General features: G+C 71.7%; 16 protein-coding genes. 3 read left to right on the forward strand and 13 right to left on the reverse strand.

Translation table 11 applies throughout. The features are described from left to right. Positions 1-49: 49 nt before the first annotated feature. The 6 genes from AC0680_RS17595 to AC0680_RS17620 all read right to left on the reverse strand — a co-directional run bounded on the left by AC0680_RS17595 (position 50) and on the right by AC0680_RS17620 (position 3,938). A complete protein-coding gene (locus tag AC0680_RS17595) occupies positions 50-280 on the reverse strand; it encodes a hypothetical protein (RefSeq protein WP_478629357.1) in 231 nt (76 codons plus the stop codon). A 78-nt stretch (positions 281-358) separates the two neighbouring features. Further along, positions 359-541 carry a hypothetical protein gene (locus AC0680_RS17600; RefSeq protein ID WP_478629359.1) on the reverse strand — a complete coding sequence of 61 codons (183 nt, stop codon included), beginning with the start codon at positions 539-541 and terminating at the stop codon, positions 359-361. 97 nt (positions 542-638) lie between these two features. Continuing rightward, positions 639-818 carry a hypothetical protein gene (locus AC0680_RS17605; RefSeq protein ID WP_478629361.1) on the reverse strand — a complete coding sequence of 60 codons (180 nt, stop codon included), beginning with the start codon at positions 816-818 and terminating at the stop codon, positions 639-641. 107 nt (positions 819-925) lie between these two features. Beyond that, positions 926-1,093 carry a hypothetical protein gene (locus AC0680_RS17610; RefSeq protein ID WP_478629364.1) on the reverse strand — a complete coding sequence of 56 codons (168 nt, stop codon included), beginning with the start codon at positions 1,091-1,093 and terminating at the stop codon, positions 926-928. 144 nt (positions 1,094-1,237) lie between these two features. Next, entirely contained in the window at positions 1,238-1,426 is a 189-nt protein-coding gene (locus tag AC0680_RS17615) for a hypothetical protein (protein WP_478629367.1), read from the reverse strand. 40 nt (positions 1,427-1,466) lie between these two features. After that, the gene (locus tag AC0680_RS17620; protein WP_478629370.1) at positions 1,467-3,938 is read right to left on the reverse strand and encodes a cyanobactin maturation protease PatG family protein; all 2,472 of its coding nucleotides are present in this window, start codon (positions 3,936-3,938) and stop codon (positions 1,467-1,469) included. Between the two features lie 277 nt (positions 3,939-4,215). Between AC0680_RS17620 and AC0680_RS17625 the strand changes: the two genes are divergently transcribed. The 3 genes from AC0680_RS17625 (at position 4,216) to AC0680_RS17635 (ending at position 7,536) form a co-directional block, all read left to right on the forward strand. Continuing rightward, positions 4,216-4,929: an AfsR/SARP family transcriptional regulator gene (locus AC0680_RS17625; RefSeq protein ID WP_478629374.1), complete on the forward strand. Its 714-nt coding sequence runs from the start codon at positions 4,216-4,218 to the stop codon at positions 4,927-4,929. Positions 4,930-5,132: 203 nt separating this feature from the next. Then, positions 5,133-6,206, forward strand: coding sequence for an isopenicillin N synthase family dioxygenase (locus AC0680_RS17630; RefSeq protein ID WP_478629377.1), 1,074 nt, complete (start codon positions 5,133-5,135; stop codon positions 6,204-6,206). A gap of 88 nt (positions 6,207-6,294) precedes the next feature. Next, positions 6,295-7,536 carry a cytochrome P450 gene (locus tag AC0680_RS17635; RefSeq protein WP_478629380.1) on the forward strand — a complete coding sequence of 414 codons (1,242 nt, stop codon included), beginning with the start codon at positions 6,295-6,297 and terminating at the stop codon, positions 7,534-7,536. A gap of 27 nt (positions 7,537-7,563) precedes the next feature. Here AC0680_RS17635 and AC0680_RS17640 read toward each other — a convergent pair whose 3' ends face one another. The 7 genes from AC0680_RS17640 to AC0680_RS17670 form a co-directional block, all read right to left on the reverse strand. Continuing rightward, positions 7,564-8,763 carry an MFS transporter gene (locus AC0680_RS17640; protein WP_478629383.1) on the reverse strand — a complete coding sequence of 400 codons (1,200 nt, stop codon included), beginning with the start codon at positions 8,761-8,763 and terminating at the stop codon, positions 7,564-7,566. A 109-nt stretch (positions 8,764-8,872) separates the two neighbouring features. Beyond that, a complete protein-coding gene (locus AC0680_RS17645) occupies positions 8,873-10,678 on the reverse strand; it encodes a M4 family metallopeptidase (RefSeq protein ID WP_478629386.1) in 1,806 nt (601 codons plus the stop codon). 544 nt (positions 10,679-11,222) lie between these two features. Further along, complete coding sequence (locus AC0680_RS17650) at positions 11,223-11,561, reverse strand: hypothetical protein (RefSeq protein WP_478629389.1); 339 nt, start codon at positions 11,559-11,561, stop codon at positions 11,223-11,225. Positions 11,562-11,862: 301 nt separating this feature from the next. After that, complete coding sequence (locus AC0680_RS17655; RefSeq protein WP_393496024.1) at positions 11,863-12,120, reverse strand: hypothetical protein; 258 nt, start codon at positions 12,118-12,120, stop codon at positions 11,863-11,865. Positions 12,121-12,213: 93 nt separating this feature from the next. Beyond that, complete coding sequence (locus AC0680_RS17660) at positions 12,214-13,332, reverse strand: PP2C family protein-serine/threonine phosphatase (protein WP_478629392.1); 1,119 nt, start codon at positions 13,330-13,332, stop codon at positions 12,214-12,216. 25 nt (positions 13,333-13,357) lie between these two features. Then, the gene (locus AC0680_RS17665; RefSeq protein WP_478629395.1) at positions 13,358-14,071 is read right to left on the reverse strand and encodes a flavodoxin family protein; all 714 of its coding nucleotides are present in this window, start codon (positions 14,069-14,071) and stop codon (positions 13,358-13,360) included. A gap of 91 nt (positions 14,072-14,162) precedes the next feature. Next, a complete protein-coding gene (locus tag AC0680_RS17670; protein ID WP_478629736.1) occupies positions 14,163-16,886 on the reverse strand; it encodes a fumarate reductase/succinate dehydrogenase flavoprotein subunit in 2,724 nt (907 codons plus the stop codon). Between the last annotated feature and the right edge of the window lie 2 nt (positions 16,887-16,888).

A 16,888-nucleotide genomic window follows, 5' to 3' on the forward strand; every position in this document is an offset into this window, starting at 1 on the left:
CGGTGCCGGGGCCGCCCCGCTCGCTACGGCACCGGTTGCGGCCTGCGGATCAGAGCAGGGATCCCCACGCGGAGCCCAGGACGGGCTGGCACTCCTCGCCCTGGGGGTTGAGGCACAGGAGCGGGCTCGGGTCACCGACGTCGTGGCCGTAGTAGCCGCCGACCTGCTTCTTCTTGAGGCTGGGTGTTCCGTCGGGCTCCTTGAACGGGCGTGTGACGAGGAACTGCTCGTAGGGCAACGAGCGGTCGATCACTCCCTGGACCGGCAAGTTGAGCTGCATGGTTTCTCTCCCGTCCGCCGCGCGCCGGGTGTGCGCCGGTGGCCGGTGCGGTCCGCGGCCACCGGCGCGGGTACGGGCTCAGATCTGGAGGATCTTGGTGAGTGTGTCGAAGAACCCGTCCGCCTCGACGCCCGCGGCATCGCCGCAGGTGCCTGCGGTGGTGGTGCCGGTGCGGTCGACGGGCGGCGCCTGCCGTGGCATTTCCAGCGTAGCGGCCCTGGCAGGCCGGTCCACATCGAGTTCGGTCCGGTCGATCTTCATGGCCTTCCTTTCGTCATGCCGCCATGCCGTCACATGCCGGCCTCCGGAGTCACCGGCCGGTGACCCGGTCAGGTCGTGTCACCGGCCCGATGACTGCTCAGATGGGGAGGAACTTGGAGATCAGCGAGGTGATGAGCCCATCCGCCTCGACGCCGGTGGTGTCGCCGTGGGCACCCGGGGTCGTTCCGTTGCGGTCGATGGGCGGCGCCTGCCGAGGCATCTCCAGCGTGGCGGGCCTGAGCGGCCTTTCCACGTCTCGTTCGGGCTGCTGGATCATCGTGCCCTTCCTTGTGTCGTGCCGTCAGGGCGTCTTCACGTCATGCCGGCAACGGGTGTCACGGAGCCGGTGACCGGTGCACACCGCCACACCGGCGCCGTGACGGCTCAGATCGGGAGCATCTTGGCGAGGATGTTGGTGAGGAATCCGTCCGCCTCGACGCCGGTGGTGTCGCCGTGGGCACCCGGGGTCGTTCCGTTGCGGTCGACGGGCGGCGCCTGCCGAGGCATCTCCAGGGCGGCGGGCCTCTTCGGCCGGTCCGTCTCTCGCTCCATCCGGTCAATCATCGTTGCCTTCCTTCACTTCGTGGCGTCACGTCGGCGGAAGGGGTCCGCCGGCGCCTTTCGCTCCCCGCGCAGCGGCGCCGGCGGTGATCTGGCGACTTTCCGGACCGTCCGATCGGTCATCGTCCGCTCCCGTCACTCCGACAGGCCGCCTTGGGAGTAACAGATCTGTCGGGCCATGCCCTTCAAGTCCGCGCAGCGCAGCGACGCTTCGACGCCGTCCGCGGTGTCCGCGGCGGCCGCGGAGTTGCTGCCGTCCCGGTGAACCGGTGGGGCCTGTACGGGGAGCGCGATCTTCAGTCGCTCGTCCAGGTGCTCGTTCATGGCCTGCTCGCCTCCTGTGTTCTCGTCGTCGTGGGAAAGCTCAGATATCGCCGAGGAACCTGTGGGACGGCGCCAGGCTGACCGGAGGTATGTCGCTCACATCGATCGTGAACAGGTAGTTCACCTTCGCGCGGCGGTCGTCCTCGGGGTCCATGAAGGTGACGACGACGTCCTGGCAGTCCGAGCCGATACGGCAGTACGGGCTCTTGGAGACGGTGACGGTGTCCAGCGCGTAGAAGTTGTTGCTCGACCCCGGGACGAACTGGGCCGACAGCAGGCCTTCGGCGATGGCGCTCGCCGCCTGGAACGCGTTGGTCCCGGCGTAGTTCATGGCCCGGTCGGCGGAGCTCTGGCCGAGGTTGCGGAACTGGTAGTAGACCTTGTCCAGCAGCGCCCGGATCGTCTGCTCCAGAAACTCTCGGGAGACAGCCTTCTTCTTGCTGTTGCCCAGTTGCTTGGTGACTGCGGTGACCACCGCTTTGACCAGCGCGTTCTCGTTCCACGTGGCGACCCCTCGGCTCCATACCTCGACGACGGGGACGTACTGCCCGGAGAACAGCCGAACCGTTCGGTCGGTGAGCACTCCGGGGATCGACACACGAGTGATGAGGTTCGGATCCTCGGGGTCCTGGACTTGGCCCACGATCGCGTCCCGGAAGGTCTTGTAGATCGTCGACACCGGAGGGTAGGAATGGTCGATCAGGAGCTGCGCCAGCTTGTCCGGGTCGGTCGCCGCCTCCTGCGCGGCGCGCTTCATCTCGGCCGGCTTCGGCGGGATCGGCCCGCCCCAGTCCATCCCGGCCGGCGTCTCGGCCTCCAGGGCGTAGATCGGTGTGCGGTCCAGTTCGAGCGTCCAGGTCAGCTTGTCCGACTCCCACGGATTCAGCGCCAGATAGTCGCTGAGCTGTACGGGGTCGTACACCTTCGCCTGGACGGTGGTCGGCTTACCGTCCGGACTCTCTTCACCCGGGGTCGGGGCCATCGCCTGGCGGAAGGTGTCCCTGCGCGCCTCGGTCTGGAAGTCGAACCCGATGGTGCCGATCGCGTAGACGAGCTGCCGCGAGCCCGATTTTCCGCTGCACTCGCACGAGCCGCGCGTGCCGCCCCCGCAGGCCGGACGCACCCCGCCCCCTTGCCCACCGCCGACGCCTGCCGGTTCGGGCGGAGCCAGGGGCATGGTGCCCTCGTCATCCGTGGCCCCGGTCGTCTCCCGCACGGGGACGTCCATGCCGTTGCTTTCCATGGCACTGTCTCCTTCCATCGACTCCGCGCCGGACGTCTCCACGGCGGACGTCCCGGATACCTGGTCAGGGGGCTCCGGAGGGGTCTGTGGGATCTCCTCCTCGTCGGTGGTCTCCGCCGGCTCGTCCGCGGCGATGTCCGTGTGGTCGGTGTCCATGGCATTGACTCCCTCTGTCGATTCCGAGGGGAACGGCCCGCCGGAGGGCGCCTTGGTCGGCGGCGCCTGCGCGGGGGACGTCCCGGGCGAAGGGAGTGCACCGGCGGCGTTGACTCCCGGTTCGGGGGCGAGGAGCTGCGTCCGGTACGCGCTGTGCGGTGTGGTCCCGGACGGGACCGCTGTCACGTCGGAAGACGTCACGGACGTGTCACTTCGCGCCGTCGTGCCACTTCGCCCCGTGATGAGGTCATGGGCGCGCGCGGCGTCCAGGGTGCCGACCAGGCGACGGCGGCACTGGGGGGCGTCGTCGGGGGAGCACGGGACCGTGGAGGCGGTCTTGAGGATGGCCTCGGCCGCCGCCTTGGGGTCCGCCTCGCGCCCCGCCCGCACCTGAGCCCCCACGAGCAGCGCGGCAACCCCCGATACCAGGGGGGTGGCGAAGCTGCTGCCGGTGAGCGCCGCGCGGCCGCCGCCGGGCGCGGCACCCTCGATGTCCTGGCCGGGGGCCAGGACCCCGTTCGCGCGGTAGGCGGCGCCCCAGTTGTTGATCTTCAGTGGTGCGCCGTCGGTGCCCAGCGCTCCGACCGCGAGCACCGACGACACGGCAGCCGGGACCTGCAGACAGTCGCACCCGTCGTTGCCGACCGCGGCGACGACCAGGACGCCGTGGTCGTCGCAGAGCCGCAGCGCCCGTTCCAGCAGGCTGTCCGCCTGGGCGTCCGGTGTGCGTTCGCCACCGCTGATGTTGATGATGTGGGCGCCCTCCTGGACGGCCCGCTCGATCGCCCTGGCCAAGTCCAGCTGCGGGACGCGGCCTTTCTCCGAGTCCCGGAACACCGGGAGCAGCAGCCCCCGGCACTTCGGGGCCAGGCCGGAGACGACGCTGCCGGGCGCGCCGAAGAGCAGGCTGGTGACGTGTGTGCCGTGCAGCGACATCGGTCCGGGTCCAGCGGGCTCCTCGACAAGGGTGTCGAGCCTGGTCAGATCCGCGTCGGCGAAGCAGGGGTGGGACAGGTCCACCGGACCGTCCAGTACGGCGATGCACACCCGGGCGTCACCGAGCAGCTCGTCCTCGCGCGCGGGCAGGCGTGCAAGGACCGATCGGGCTTCCATCCGGCCCCCCTTTCCGCCAAGGGCTCAGGTCACGAGTGCCGTTCAGGACCAGACTCCGGCCGGCCCGTCCGGTGGGCGTCCCCCGGATTGTCCAAAGGGCGTTGCGCAAACGTCTCTGGTTCATCTCCGAGCCGTTGACTGGCCGGTCAGACCGCCTCGACCCACCCGACGAAACCGGCCGACGGCGATGCTCGAACGGCGCGCGAACAGCCGGTGAACGCGATGCCTGCGGCATATCCGGATGCGCGATGCAGCCGCCGGTCGCAGAGTGGAGCTTGTGAATTCGAACAGCGCGTACCTGGAACTACTTAGGACCTTCGAGTTCGCATATGCCGGAAGCCGCATCCCCCTCCCCCTGGGAGCCCAGCGCCTGTTGGCCTTACTGGCCCTGCAGAAGCACGGCGTCTACCGAGGGGCGGCCGCCGAGCAGCTCTGGCCCGACTGCACACCCAGCCGGGCGGCGGCGAATCTGCGGTCGGCCCTGTGCCCGGTCCGGCGGATCCGGTCCGCGACCGTCATCGACAGCGCCGGTCAACGCCTGCGGCTCTCGCCTTCGGTGGACGTCGATCTGGACGCGATGCGGAAGACGGCCCAGCGGGTGATCGCCGGGCTGAGCCCGCTGCCGGCGGACTGCGACGCACTGGTGGGCGAGCTGAACCGGGAGTTACTGCCGGGCTGGCCGGACGACTGGCTCATGCTGGAGCGTGAGCGCTGGGACCAGGCACGGCTGCACGCCCTCGAAAGCCTCGCCCAGCAACTCCAGACGGCGGGGGAGTACCTGCCCGCCCTCCAGACGGCGCTGACCGCGATCGCCATCGATCCGATCAGGGAGACCGCCCACCGCATCATCGTGGAGATCCATATCGCCGAGGGCAACATCGCCTGCGCGCTCAAGCGGTACCGCACCTACCGCGAGCTGCTGCAGCAGGAACTCGAGGTCGCGCCCTCGCAGCAGATGACCCGGCTGGTGGAGGAAGTGATCTCCACCTAACGGAAACCGGCGCGGCGGCCACGGTCGTTGCCGGCGCCGGGCGGGCCGCGCCCGATATTCCACGGCTGCCTCGGGTATCCATGTCTCCGGCGCGGATCGGCTCGTTCCGGCCACGACTTTTGTGCAGCGTTCAGTGAAATCTTGAACGACACAGGTGGGCCGCACCTTTTGCGGAGCACCGGGCGAGGAAGGACGACCTCACGATGGGCAGGACCGAGGGCAGGGCCACCGCGGTCGACGGCGTACTGGACGTACCCGTCATCGACATCACCGACTGGCACACCGGCACCGAGGGCCACCGCGACGCCCTCGCGACGGCCGTCGACCGGGCGGCGAGCACCGTCGGCTTCCTGCAACTGCGCGGGCACGGGATCCCCGAGGCCACGGCGCAGGCCTTCGCCGACGCGATGGACGCGTTCTTCGCGCTCCCGCTGGAGGACAAGAAGCAACTGCGGCCGCCGTCCCCCGACATCAACCGCGGTTACACCCCGCCCCGCACCGAGAAGCTCAGCCTGAGCCTGGGCGTGCCCACGGCCGCCGAGGACCTCTTCGAGGCCTTCAACGTCGGCTCCGAAGCGTCCGCCTATCCGGGCCTGGGGCTCCCCGAAGCGCTGTACCCGGCCAACATCTGGCCGTCCGTGCCGGGCTTCCGGCAGGCGGTGGAGGAGTGGTGCGCCCGGGCCGGCCGACTCGCCCGGCAGCTGACCGGGATCTTCGCGCACGCGCTGGGCCTGGAGGAGGGCTACTTCGTCCCGTTCACCGATCACTCCCTCGACGTGCTGCGCATGAACCACTACCCGCGCCCCGAACGGGAGACCGTCCTCGACCGCGACCAGATGGGGATGGGCGCGCACACCGACTACGGCATCGTCACCGTGCTGTGGGCCGACCGCGTACCGGGTCTGCAGATCCTCGACACCCGCGGCGACTGGCACGACGTACTGCCCGAGCCCGGCTGTCTGCTGGTCAACCTCGGTGATCTGCTGGCCCGTTGGACCAACGGCCGCTGGCTGTCGACGATGCACCGGGTCCTGCCGCCCACCGACGACGCGGGACGGGTCGTCAGGCGCCGCTCCGCCGCGTACTTCCACGACGGCAACTGGGACGCGGAGATCAGCTGCCTGCCCGGCTGCGTACCGGCCGGCACCGAGCCGCTCTACCCGCCCACCACGGTCGGCCGGCACCTGTCCGAGAAGCTCGCCGGCTCCCGCGCCGGCCGGCTCAACGAGAACGCGCCCCGCGAGGCCGAGCGCCTGCGGTCCGCCCGCGACGACTGATGCGTACGCCCGGGTGCGCCCCGGGCGCATCCGCACACCGCAATCGCCCCCTGGACGAAGCCATCGGCGCCCCCTAGCGTCGCGCGGTGTGACCAGCATCCCGCAGCCGCCCGACATCCTGTCACCCGGGTTCGCGGCCGACCCGTACCCCGCCTACCGCATCCTGCGCGAGCACTATCCGCTGCTGCACCACAAGGGCATCGACAGCTATCTGATCTCGCGGTACGAGGACGTGGAACGGGCCTTCCGCGAGCCGGTGTTCACCAGCGACAACTACGACTGGCAGATCGAGCCGGCGCACGGCGGCCGCACCCTCCCGCAGATGAGCGGCCACGAACACGCCGTACGCCGCGCCCTGGTGGCCCCGGCCTTCCGCGGCCGGGAGCTGCGCGAGACGTTCCGGCCGGTCATCGAGCGCAACGCCCGCGAGCTGATCGACGCCTTCCGCGACGCGGCGGAGACCGACCTGGTGGCGACGTTCGCGACCCGCTTCCCGGTCAACGTGATCGTCGACATGCTCGGACTGGACCGGGCCGACCACGACCGCTTCCACGGCTGGTACGCGGCGGTCGTGGCCTTCCTGTCCAACCTCGCCCAGGACCCCGAGGTCGCGGCCGCGGGCCGGCGCGCGGGCGAGGAACTCGCCGGGTACCTGCGTCCGATCATCCGGCAGCGCCGCGCCGCGCCCGGCGGCGACCTGCTCTCCAGGCTCTGCACCGCGGAGATCGACGGCATCCGGATGACCGATCAGGACATCACCGCGTTCGTCAGCCTGCTGCTGGCCGCCGGCGGCGAGACCACCGACAAGGCCATCGGACTGATCTTCCGTCATCTGCTCTCCCACCCCGAGCAGCTCGCGGCGGTACGCGCCGACCGGTCGCTGGTGCCGGCCGCCTTCGCCGAGACGCTGCGCTACACCCCACCGGTCCAGATGATCATGCGGCAGCCCGCCGCGGACGTCACCCTCAGCGGCGGCACCGTCCCGGCGGGCGCCACGGTCACCTGTCTGATCGGTGCCGCCAACCGCGATGAGAGCCGGTACGCCCGGCCCGACTCGTTCGACATCTTCCGCACCGACCTGACCCCGTCCCACGCCTTCAGCGCCGCCGCCGACCACGTGGCCTTCGGCCTCGGCCGGCACTTCTGCGTAGGTGCCCTGCTGGCCAGGGCCGAGGTGGAGACCGCGGTCGACCAGTTGCTCGACGCCTTCCCCGCCATGGCCTTAGCGGACGGCGGTGAGCCCGCCGACGCCGGGGTGTTCACCCGCGGGCCGAAGGAGCTCAGGGTACGGCTCGCGGCTGGGGCGGCGCCGGCGGTCGGCGGGGCCTGAGCAGGGGGCGGCCCCGGCCGGGTGCGCTCAGCGGGCATCCGGGAGCGGCCGCCGCAGTACGTACAGGCCGACGGCCACCGCGAGCACGATGACGCACGCGGAGAAGGTCAGGCCCGCCCCGCGCAGGCCGAGCTCCAGGGTGAGCGCTCCGACACCGACGACCGGCAGGGAGATACCGAGGTAGGCGACGAGGAAGAAGGCCGAGATGGTGCCGCCGCGGTGCGCGGGCGGGGCCGCGTCGCCCACCGCGGTCAGGCCGGCGCGGAAGGCCAGTCCCTGGCCGGTGCCGCCGCAGACCGCGCCGGCGACCAGGACGGGGAGTGCGGTGACGGCCAGGGAGGTGGCCACCAGCGACAGCCCCACCACCAGGACCAGGCAGCCGACGGGCAGGGCCCTGCGCACGCCGATCCGTCCGGTCAGCAGTTGGCCGGCGGTCGATGCCAGGAACACGGTGAAGACGACCGATCCGGTGACGGCCAGGTTGTGCTCGTCCAGGGTCTGGCTGACGAAGGCCGGTGCGACGGCGGTGAACAGGCCCAGCAGCGCGAATCCGGCGAAGGCGGCAACGGCCGAGGGGGCGAAGACCCCGCGTACCTCGGGCGGGACGCGGAGGCCCTGGGGCCGCAGGGTGCGGGGCCGGCGGGGGCGCGCGACGGTCTCCGGCAGGGACCAGGTCACCGCGGCCGCCAGGGCCACCAGCACCAGGTGCACCAGGAACGGCAGGGCCAGCGGCCAGGGCGTGTACTGGGCCAGCAGCCCGGACAGCAGAGGGCCGCAGCCCAGGCCGCCCATGTTCGCGGCGGTCGCGGCGAATCCGGCGTGTGCCTCCTGGCCGGGCTTCGCCAGCTCCAGCACGGCCGCGGTGGCGGCGCCACTGAACAGGCCGGCGGCGAACCCGGACAGCACCCGCCCCACCAGCAACAGCGGCAGCCCGCCCTCGAAGAGGAAGCACAGCGCGCTCGCCGCCGACAGTCCCAGGGCACACAGCAGCACCGGGCGCCGGCCGGTCTCGTCCGAGAGGTTGCCCGCCAGGAGGAGAACGGTGATCACGCCGAGGGCGTAGACGGCGAAGACCACCGTCACCATCAGTTCGGAGAAACCGAGCTGCTCGCGGTAGAGCCCGTACAGCGGGGTCGGCAGCGTCGTACCGGCCATGCCGACCGCGAACACGCCCGCCGCCGCCGGATAGCCCAGAGCCCGTTTCCCGGCGGCGCGATCGGTGATCATGGGCTCAAACGTAGGCGCAGGCGGGCCGTGAGGTCGAGGACCGGCGGCCCGGAAAACGCACGGTGCCCCCGCCGGACGGCGGGGGCACCACACGAGCCGGGGCCTGTGCTCAGTGCTTGGCCGACGGAGCGTTGGCCGCCGTCACGTTCACCGCGGCCCAGGCCTTGGCCACCGTCTTGTACTCGGTGCTCCGGGCGCCGTACAGATCCTTGGCGGCGTGCAGCGTCGCGGTCCGGGCGTCGTGGAAGTCGGTCGTGGAGACCATGTACCGGGTCAGTGCCCGGTAGAAGATCGCCGTCGCCTTGCTCCGGCCGATGCCGGTCACCTTGGAGCCGTCGTAGGTGGGGGAGTCGTAGGCCACCCCGCCGATCGTCTTCTTCCCGCTGCCTTCGGCGAGCAGGTAGTAGGCGTGCGAGGAGACGCCGGAGCCGGCGTGCACCTCGGTGTCGTAGGACTCCTTCGACCAGTAGTCGACGGTGCCCTCCAGCTTGTCGAGGGACGGCTTGTCCAGACGGCGCAGGAACTTCTGCTCCAGGCCGAGCTTCTCGCCCATCAGGTAGTTCGGCGGGTTCTTGGGGTTGTCGGTGGCGAACTCCACCGCGCTGCCGAAGATGTCCGCCAGCGACTCGTTGAGCGACCCGGGCTCGCCGAACTGGTTGCCCTCGGCGTCGACGCGGGTGGGCTGGAGGTTGGCGGTCGCGTCGACGACGCCGTGGCTGAGCTCATGGCCGGTGACGTCCAGGACGACCAGCGGCTTGGCGAAGGTCCGGCCGTCACCGTCGCCGTAGAGCATGCAGCCGCAGTCCGAGGACCAGAAGGCGTTGCCGACGTTCTTGCCGAAGTGCACCAGAGCGCGGGCGCCGCGGCCGTCGTTCTTGATGCCCTTGCGGCCGAAGGTCTTCTTGTAGAAGTCCAGGGTGCTGGTGATGCCGTACTGGGCGTCCACGGCGGCGGTGGCCCGGTTGCTCGTGGTGCCGTTGCCCCAGCGGTTGGTGGCGGAGGTGAACGCCTTGCCGCTGGTGAACTTCTCCAGCTCCTTGTCGCCGGCGTCCCGGGTCTCGGTGTTGCCGCGGGTGGGGTCCTTGAGGGTGAAGGACTTCTTCGCCGTCTGGGTGGTCGACAGCGGCACACTGCCGACGAAGAGGGACGAGCCGGTCCCCTTGGCCGTGGTCGGGAAGCCGGGGGCCTTGGCCGCCTTGTCCGTGGCGGGCGCGGGGGGAGCCAGCAGCCCGGTCACGGGGTTGAGCCGCTCGCCCCGCTCGCGCAGCTTGTCCAGGAGGGCGGGGGAGAGGAACGAGTCGTTCGCCGGGGTGTTGCTGAGCACCGCCCCGGTGGCCGCGTCGAGGACGACCGTACGGGCGCCGCCTGCCTCGGCGGTGCGGCTGTCGTCGACCTGCACCTGATAGGCCAGCGTCGTCTGGTCGTCCCGGGCGGCCAGGATCAGTTCGGGCTCGCCGGCGTCGCCCTTGGCCACGGCGGCGGCCTTGGACCGGGCCTGATCGGCCGACAGCTTCGGGTCGGTGGTGCGCACCGAGACCTGGTGGTCGAAGGCCCGGGTCACGCCCTCGTACGCCGAGGTGGCGGTCAGATGGACGACGAGGTCGCCGCCGAGCACCGGCAGTCCGCGGTGCGTCCGGACGAAACGGACATGCTGCCGGCCGTCCGGGTCGACCATCGTGTCGGTGGCCTTGAGGGTGTCCTGCTTGCTGACTCCGGTGGCCGTGGCGTGTGCGTACGCGGCTGCACGTGCCGCGTCAACGACCTTGTCGGAGGCGGGAGTCGAGGAGGGCGTCTGGGTTCGCGGAGCCGCGCTGGTCGCGCCGACGGCGGTCGCCGCACCGGCCGTGAGGGTCGCGGCCGTGGCCACCGCGACGGCTATGGCCAGGCGGCGGCTGCGTATGTGGGGTCTACGCACTGATGGGGGTCCTTAGCGCTGCGGGGGCGGTCGACAGGCCAACCGCCCGTACACGCGGTGTTGTTGTGCACCGCGGGGGCCGTGTGACCCCGCGCAAACCCTGTATGCCCTGGCATGGGCATGTAAAGTTAAATGATCAGTATTCGAGATTTGTGGTCTAAATTTGACAATTGATCACCTTTGGGTAGCCGCGAGGTGACCAATTGTGGTCTGCCTCAACAGACATGAAGAGGCGCGAAAAGGTTGCCCGGCCACCGGCGGAAATTGCCGGTGCCGGGCCGATGAGCGCGCGAAGCCCCCTCGGCCGTCACCAAAGGCGCGTCGGTACGCGCCGGGGCGCAGCCGGGAGCGGTGCGGTCACCGCACGGGGAGGCGGGTGCCCTGACGGGCGGGGCGGCGCAGCGGGTGCACGCTGAGCAGCGGCGCCGCTACGCGCCGAGTGGGTGCCGAACGAGGCGGCGGGCGGTCGGCCGAGGCGGCAGGCGAGCGAGACGGCAGCGCGGAGGCCAGGGCCGGACCCGGCCCTGGCCTGTGGGAGAGGATCCTAGGAGTCGGTCTTCGGGCGGCCCGGCTGATCCGCGGCGGCCGCCCCCTGCGGGTCGAAGAGCTCCTCAAGGGAGGCGTCGGCCCGCTCGCCGCCCCGTACGGCCTCGACCACGGCCTGGTGGAAGCTGCGGCTGGCCTCTTCGGACGGGCACGGGACGGGGCTGCCGACCATGGTGTACCAGTCCGAGGACCCGGTGTGCTGCACGGCCACATGGGCCAGGTTCTCCGACCAGGTCGTATGGATGGTCAGGTCGCCGTTGATCACGCCGATCTCCTCGGTGCGAACCGCGCCGGGTAGGGCGTGGATCCCGACAGTGGTCCAAGATGCCCAGGTCATGATGTTCCCCTCGGCGACAAGGGCCCCGGCCGGCGGCCGGGCGCGGTGCCTCAAGTCTGGCACTTGAGGTGCGGCGGCGCAGCGTATGCGGGGCCGCGAATTCCGCCGATGCACCACTCGGCCCGCGCGGCCCGGCCCGGCGGCGCACGCCGATGGGTGATTTCTCCTTCAATAATCCCGGTGATGCCCGCCCACCCGCAGCGGCCCGGGGCACGCCCAGGAGCCCTGCCCGGCCGACCGCCTCGCCCACCGGGGCGGCTGTGCTGCGGCGAGGCGCCGGGCGGCCGGATCGGTGGACGGCTCAGTCGATGACCGTATGGAAGAAGGTGACGCCGGCGCCGAAGGCCGCGCCGCCGACGAGGGCCGCGGACGCCAGCGTGCCGCCGTTGAAGCAGGTGAGCACTCCGGCACCGATGGCGGTGAGGGCGCCCAGGAGGAGGATGACGGCGGCGCGCTGACTCAGCAGGGCCGATCTGTTGTGCGCCGCCGAGCTGTCGTGCCGTGGCGAACTGTCGTGGAGTGCGGATCCGTTGTGCAGTGCTGATCTGTTGTCGGACACATCAACTCCGATCTGCGCGGGAGCGATGGCACGCTCGGTGCGGACGCTGATGCTCGGATCGATCTTCTCATTTCTCGCCCCACAAGGCCCGTATCACACGAGGAGATTCGGCGCCGGCATCGGCTGACGGGTGATCGCGAGCATCGCCATGTCGTCGTCGCGCGGCCCGCCGGTCCAGCCCGCGACCTCCCGCGCCAGGAGGTCGATGGCCTCCCGCGGCTCCCGGAACGGACCCCGGCCGGCGAGCTGCGCCGCGGGGTCGTAGAACGCTCCGGTGCGGTCCCGGGCCTCGGTCACGCCATCGGTGACCAGCAGCAGAGTGCTGCCCGCCGGGAAGGGCCGGTCGGTCGGTTCCGGCCGTGCCACGCCCAGCCCGCCCATGCCCAGGGGCAGCCCCGGCTCGCCGGTCTCCAGCGCCCGGACCTCGGTGCCGTGGCAGAGATACGGTGCGGGGTGGCCGCAGTTCAGCAGCCGCAGCCCGTCGCCCTGCGGCTGGACCTCGCAGACCAGGGCCGTGATGAAGCCTTCGAGGCGGACCTCCTCGGAGGTCTGCTCGCTCTCCCGCAGCAGCGCGCGCTCCATCCGGTCGGCGAGCGCCGGCAGCCCCGGCTCCTCCTCGGCCGCCTCGCGGAAGGCGCCCAGCAGCACCGACACCGCGCTCACCGCGTCCAGCCCCTTGCCGCGGACGTCGGCGATCAGCAGCCGGACGCCGAACGGAGTGCGTTGCACCGCGTAGGCGTCGCCGCCGATCCGGGCCTCGCTCTGGGCGGCCTGGTAGCGCGCCGCGATGGCCAGCGGGCCGATGCGCTCCGGTGGCGCGGGCAGCACGGCGCGCTGGGCGGCCTCCGCGACCGTGCGCATGACGTCCAGGGAGCGTCCGTGGCGGGTGACCACCCAGTTGACGCCGACCCCCATGAGCGCGGCGAAGACCGTGTTGATCAGTTCCAGATAGCCCACGATGTCGCCGGCGGTGCCGTCCTTCACCGTCAGCGCGGCGACGCCGACGATGATCACCACGCCGATCACGAGGGTGTGCCGGAGCGAGAGCAGCGCACCGGCCGTGACACTGGCCGCCGTCAGCATGGGATCGCCCCAGTACTCCTCAGGCGACAGCGTGTCCCAGATCAGCCCGCCGGCGACCAGGACGCCCGGTGCGAACTCGACGTACCGGGGCCATCGGGTGGAGTAGGAAGGGAGCGGATCGTTCGGCATGCCGCGCGGCCCAGATCCCCGGCGCTCAGCGGTGCTCGGGGTTGGCGGACTCCGGCCGGCAGCCGGCGTCCCACTCGGTGCGCTGGTTGCCGTGCGCCGGGATGCCGCCGGCCTGCTTGAGCATCGACCCGAGATGCATCAGGTTCCACGTCATGAACGTCGTGTTGCGGTTGGTGAAGTCGTTGTCCGGACCGCCCGAGCCCGGATCCAGATACGAGGGCCCCGGCCCGGCCTCGCCGATCCAGCCGGCGTCGGCCTGCGGCGGAATCGTGTAGCCGAGGTGCTGGAGGCTGTAGAGGACGTTCATGGCGCAGTGCTTGATCCCGTCCTCGTTGCCGGTGATCAGACAGCCGCCCACCCGGCCGTAATAGGCGTACTGGCCACGGTCGTTGAGCACGCTGGAACAGGCGTAGAGCCGCTCGACGACCCGCTTCATCACGGAGCTGTTGTCGCCGAGCCAGATCGGCCCGCAGAGCACCAGGACGTCGGCGGCCAGCACCTTCGCGTACAGCTCCGGCCAGGCGTCGGATGCCCAGCCGTGCTCCGTCATGTCCGGCCACACCCCGGTGGCGATGTCATGGTCGACGGCGCGGATCACCTCGGTGGCCACCCCGTTCGCCGCCATCAGGGCGCGGCTCTTGTCGATCAGCCCCTCGGTGTTGCTCGTCTCCGGGGAACGCTTGAGCGTGCAGTTGACGAACAGGGCACTGAGGTCGTCGTAGCGGTACGTGGGGGCCATCGGGAACTCCTTGCGCGCGACGGACGGACCCTCGGCCCCCCAGCCTTCAGCGGCGGGGACCGAGGGGCCACCGGGAGGGCCCGAACGTGTGTCACCCCTTCGCGGCGAGCCGGGCGTATGCGCGCACATCGGCGTCCGGGTCGTCGGCGACCGCGGCCAGCGCGGCGCGGGTGTCCGCGCGCCCGGCGTGGGCCCGCAGCGCCAGCACCGCGGCCTTGCGGACGTCGGCGTGGCCGTCGCGGAGGGCGGCGCGCAGCGCGGCCACGGCGGCGTCGGGACGGGCCGCGGCCAGGGCCCGCGCGGCGCCGGCCCGTACCTGCCAGGCCGCGTCGCCGAGCGCCGCGACGACCGGCGCCTCGTACGGTGGCGGGCAGCCGGTGGTGGCCAGCGCCCCGAGCGCCGCGGCCCGGACGAGGACGTCCTCGTCGTGGAGCAGCGCCGCCAGGTCGGCCGCGCCGCCGACCGTACCCAGGGCGTGCGCGGCGGCCACCCGGACCTCGCGGGAGACGTCCTTCGCGGCCCGCCGGAGCTCGTCGGCGGCGTCCACGGAGACCAGCGCGCGGACGGCCTGGATGCGGACGTCCACGGCGGGATCGGCGAGCGCGGCGGCGAACAGGGGACGGTCGCCGAGGCGGAGCGCGCGCAGCACGTCCACGGCCGACGACCGCACGAGCGGGTCGAAACCGCCCGCCGCGGCGGCCAGCGGCGCGCGCAGCCCCGGTTCCGGCACCAGCACCTCGACCAGTTCGCGGAGCGAGCCGGCGGCCGCCGCCCGTACGGCGGCGTCGGTGTCGGCGAGCGCGGCGGCGAGGGCCGGACCGGTGCCCGGCGGCACGCTCTCGGTGAGCGCGTCGACGGCCGCGCGGCGTACGGCGGGGTCGGGGTCGGCGAGGTAGGGGGCGAGCGCCGCCAGGTCCGGCTGGTCCTCGGCGAGGGCCAGCAGTTCGAGGATCCGCGGCGAGGGGGCGCCGGGAGTGGGCCCGGGCTCGTCGGCGTGCCCGGTCTTCCCGGGCCGGGGACCGGACACGGAACCCACCGGCGGCGTATCCCGCCGTCCCGCCGTCGCGACCTGCTCCGGATGGACCTCGCCCAGGAAGCGGGCGGCGCCGCCCGCCGGTGCGTACCCCTCGACCGGGACGAGGTACGGCGCCACCGGGCGGGCGGTGAACTCCATCCGCCCCGTGTCGGACTTCCGCAGGTCGAGGTGGCACAGCCAGTCGCCGTCGTGGGTCTGCGGATGGTCGGTGCGCTGGTGGTAGAGGCCCCAGCGGGACTCGGTACGGGCCAGCGAGGAGCGGGCGGCCATCTCGGCGCAGTCGCGGATGAAGTCGACCTCGGCGCAGCGCATCAGCTCGTGCGGGGTGCGGGCGCCCATGCCGGCGATCTCGGCGCGCATCCGCTCGAAGTGCTCCACGGCCAGCGACAACCGGGCGCCGCTCTTGGGCGGGGCGACGTAGTCGTTGACGAACCGCCGCAGCTTGTACTCGACCTGCGGCTGGGGCGGGCCGTCGGGATGGCGCAGCGGCCGGTAGATCAGCTCATGGGCGTCGCGCAGCTGATCCGCGGGCAACTCGCCCTCGTACGCGCGGAATCGGGCGGCGTCCGCGCCCGCCAGGTCGCCGTACACGAACGCGCCGATCATGTAGTTGTGCGGGACGCAGGCCAGGTCACCGGCCGCGTACAGCCGGGGCACGGTGGTGCGGGCGTGGTCGTCGACGCGGACACCGGACGCCGAATGGCCGCCGCACAGCCCGATCTCGGAGATGTGCATCTCCACGTCGTGGGTGCGGTAGTCGTGCCCGCGCCCGGCGTGGAAGGTGCCGCGGGTGGGCCGCTCGGTGGTGTGCAGGATCGTCTCCAGCGCGGCCACCGACTCCTCGGGGAGGTGGCTGAGCTTGAGGTAGACCGGCCCGCGTTCGGAGGCGGTCTCGGCCGCGAACTCGGCCATCATCTGCCCCGACCAGTAGTCGGACTCCACGAACCGCTCGCCGTGCCGGTTGACCTGGTAGCCGCCGAAGGGGTTGGCGACATAGGCGCAGGCCGGGCCGTTGTAGTCCTTGATCAGCGGATTGATCTGGAAGCACTCGATACCGGTCAGCTCGGCGCCCGCGTGGTACGCCATGGCGTAGCCGTCGCCCGCGTTGGTGGGGTTCTCGTAGGTGCCGTAGAGGTATCCGGAGGCCGGCAGGCCGAGGCGGCCGCAGGCACCGGTGGCGAGGATCACCGCCCCCGCCCGGACCGTGACGAAGCCGCCGGTGCGGGTGTGGAGGCCCGCCGCCCCGATCGCCCGGCCGTCGGGGCCGGTCAGGACGCGCACCGGCATCACCCGGTTCTCGATCCGGATGCGCTCGCGCATCTCGCGGCGGCGCAGCTGCCGGTAGAGCACCTTCTTGACGTCCTTGCCCTCCGGCATCGGCAGCACGTACGAGCCGGAGCGGTGCACCTGCCGGAGCGCGTACGCCCCGTGCTCGTCCTTCTCGAACTTCACGCCGTACGACTCCAGCCGCCGCACCATCGCATAGCCTCGGGTGGCGGTCTGGCGGACGGTGGACTGGTCGACGACGCCGTCGTTGGCGCGGGTGATCTCGGCGACGTAGTCGTCGGGTTCCGCCCGCCCGGGGACGACCGCGTTGTTGACGCCGTCCATGCCCATGGCCAGCGCACCGGAGTGACGCACATGCGCCTTCTCCAACAGCAGGACCGACGCGCCCTGTTCGGCGGCGGTGAGCGCGGCCATGGTGCCGGCGGTGCCACCGCCGATGACGAGGACGTCGCAGGACAGTTCCTCGGCGGAGCCCAGAGCGGGGATCTCCATGG

It is taken from the genome of Streptomyces sp. NPDC043738 (assembly GCF_056436545.1).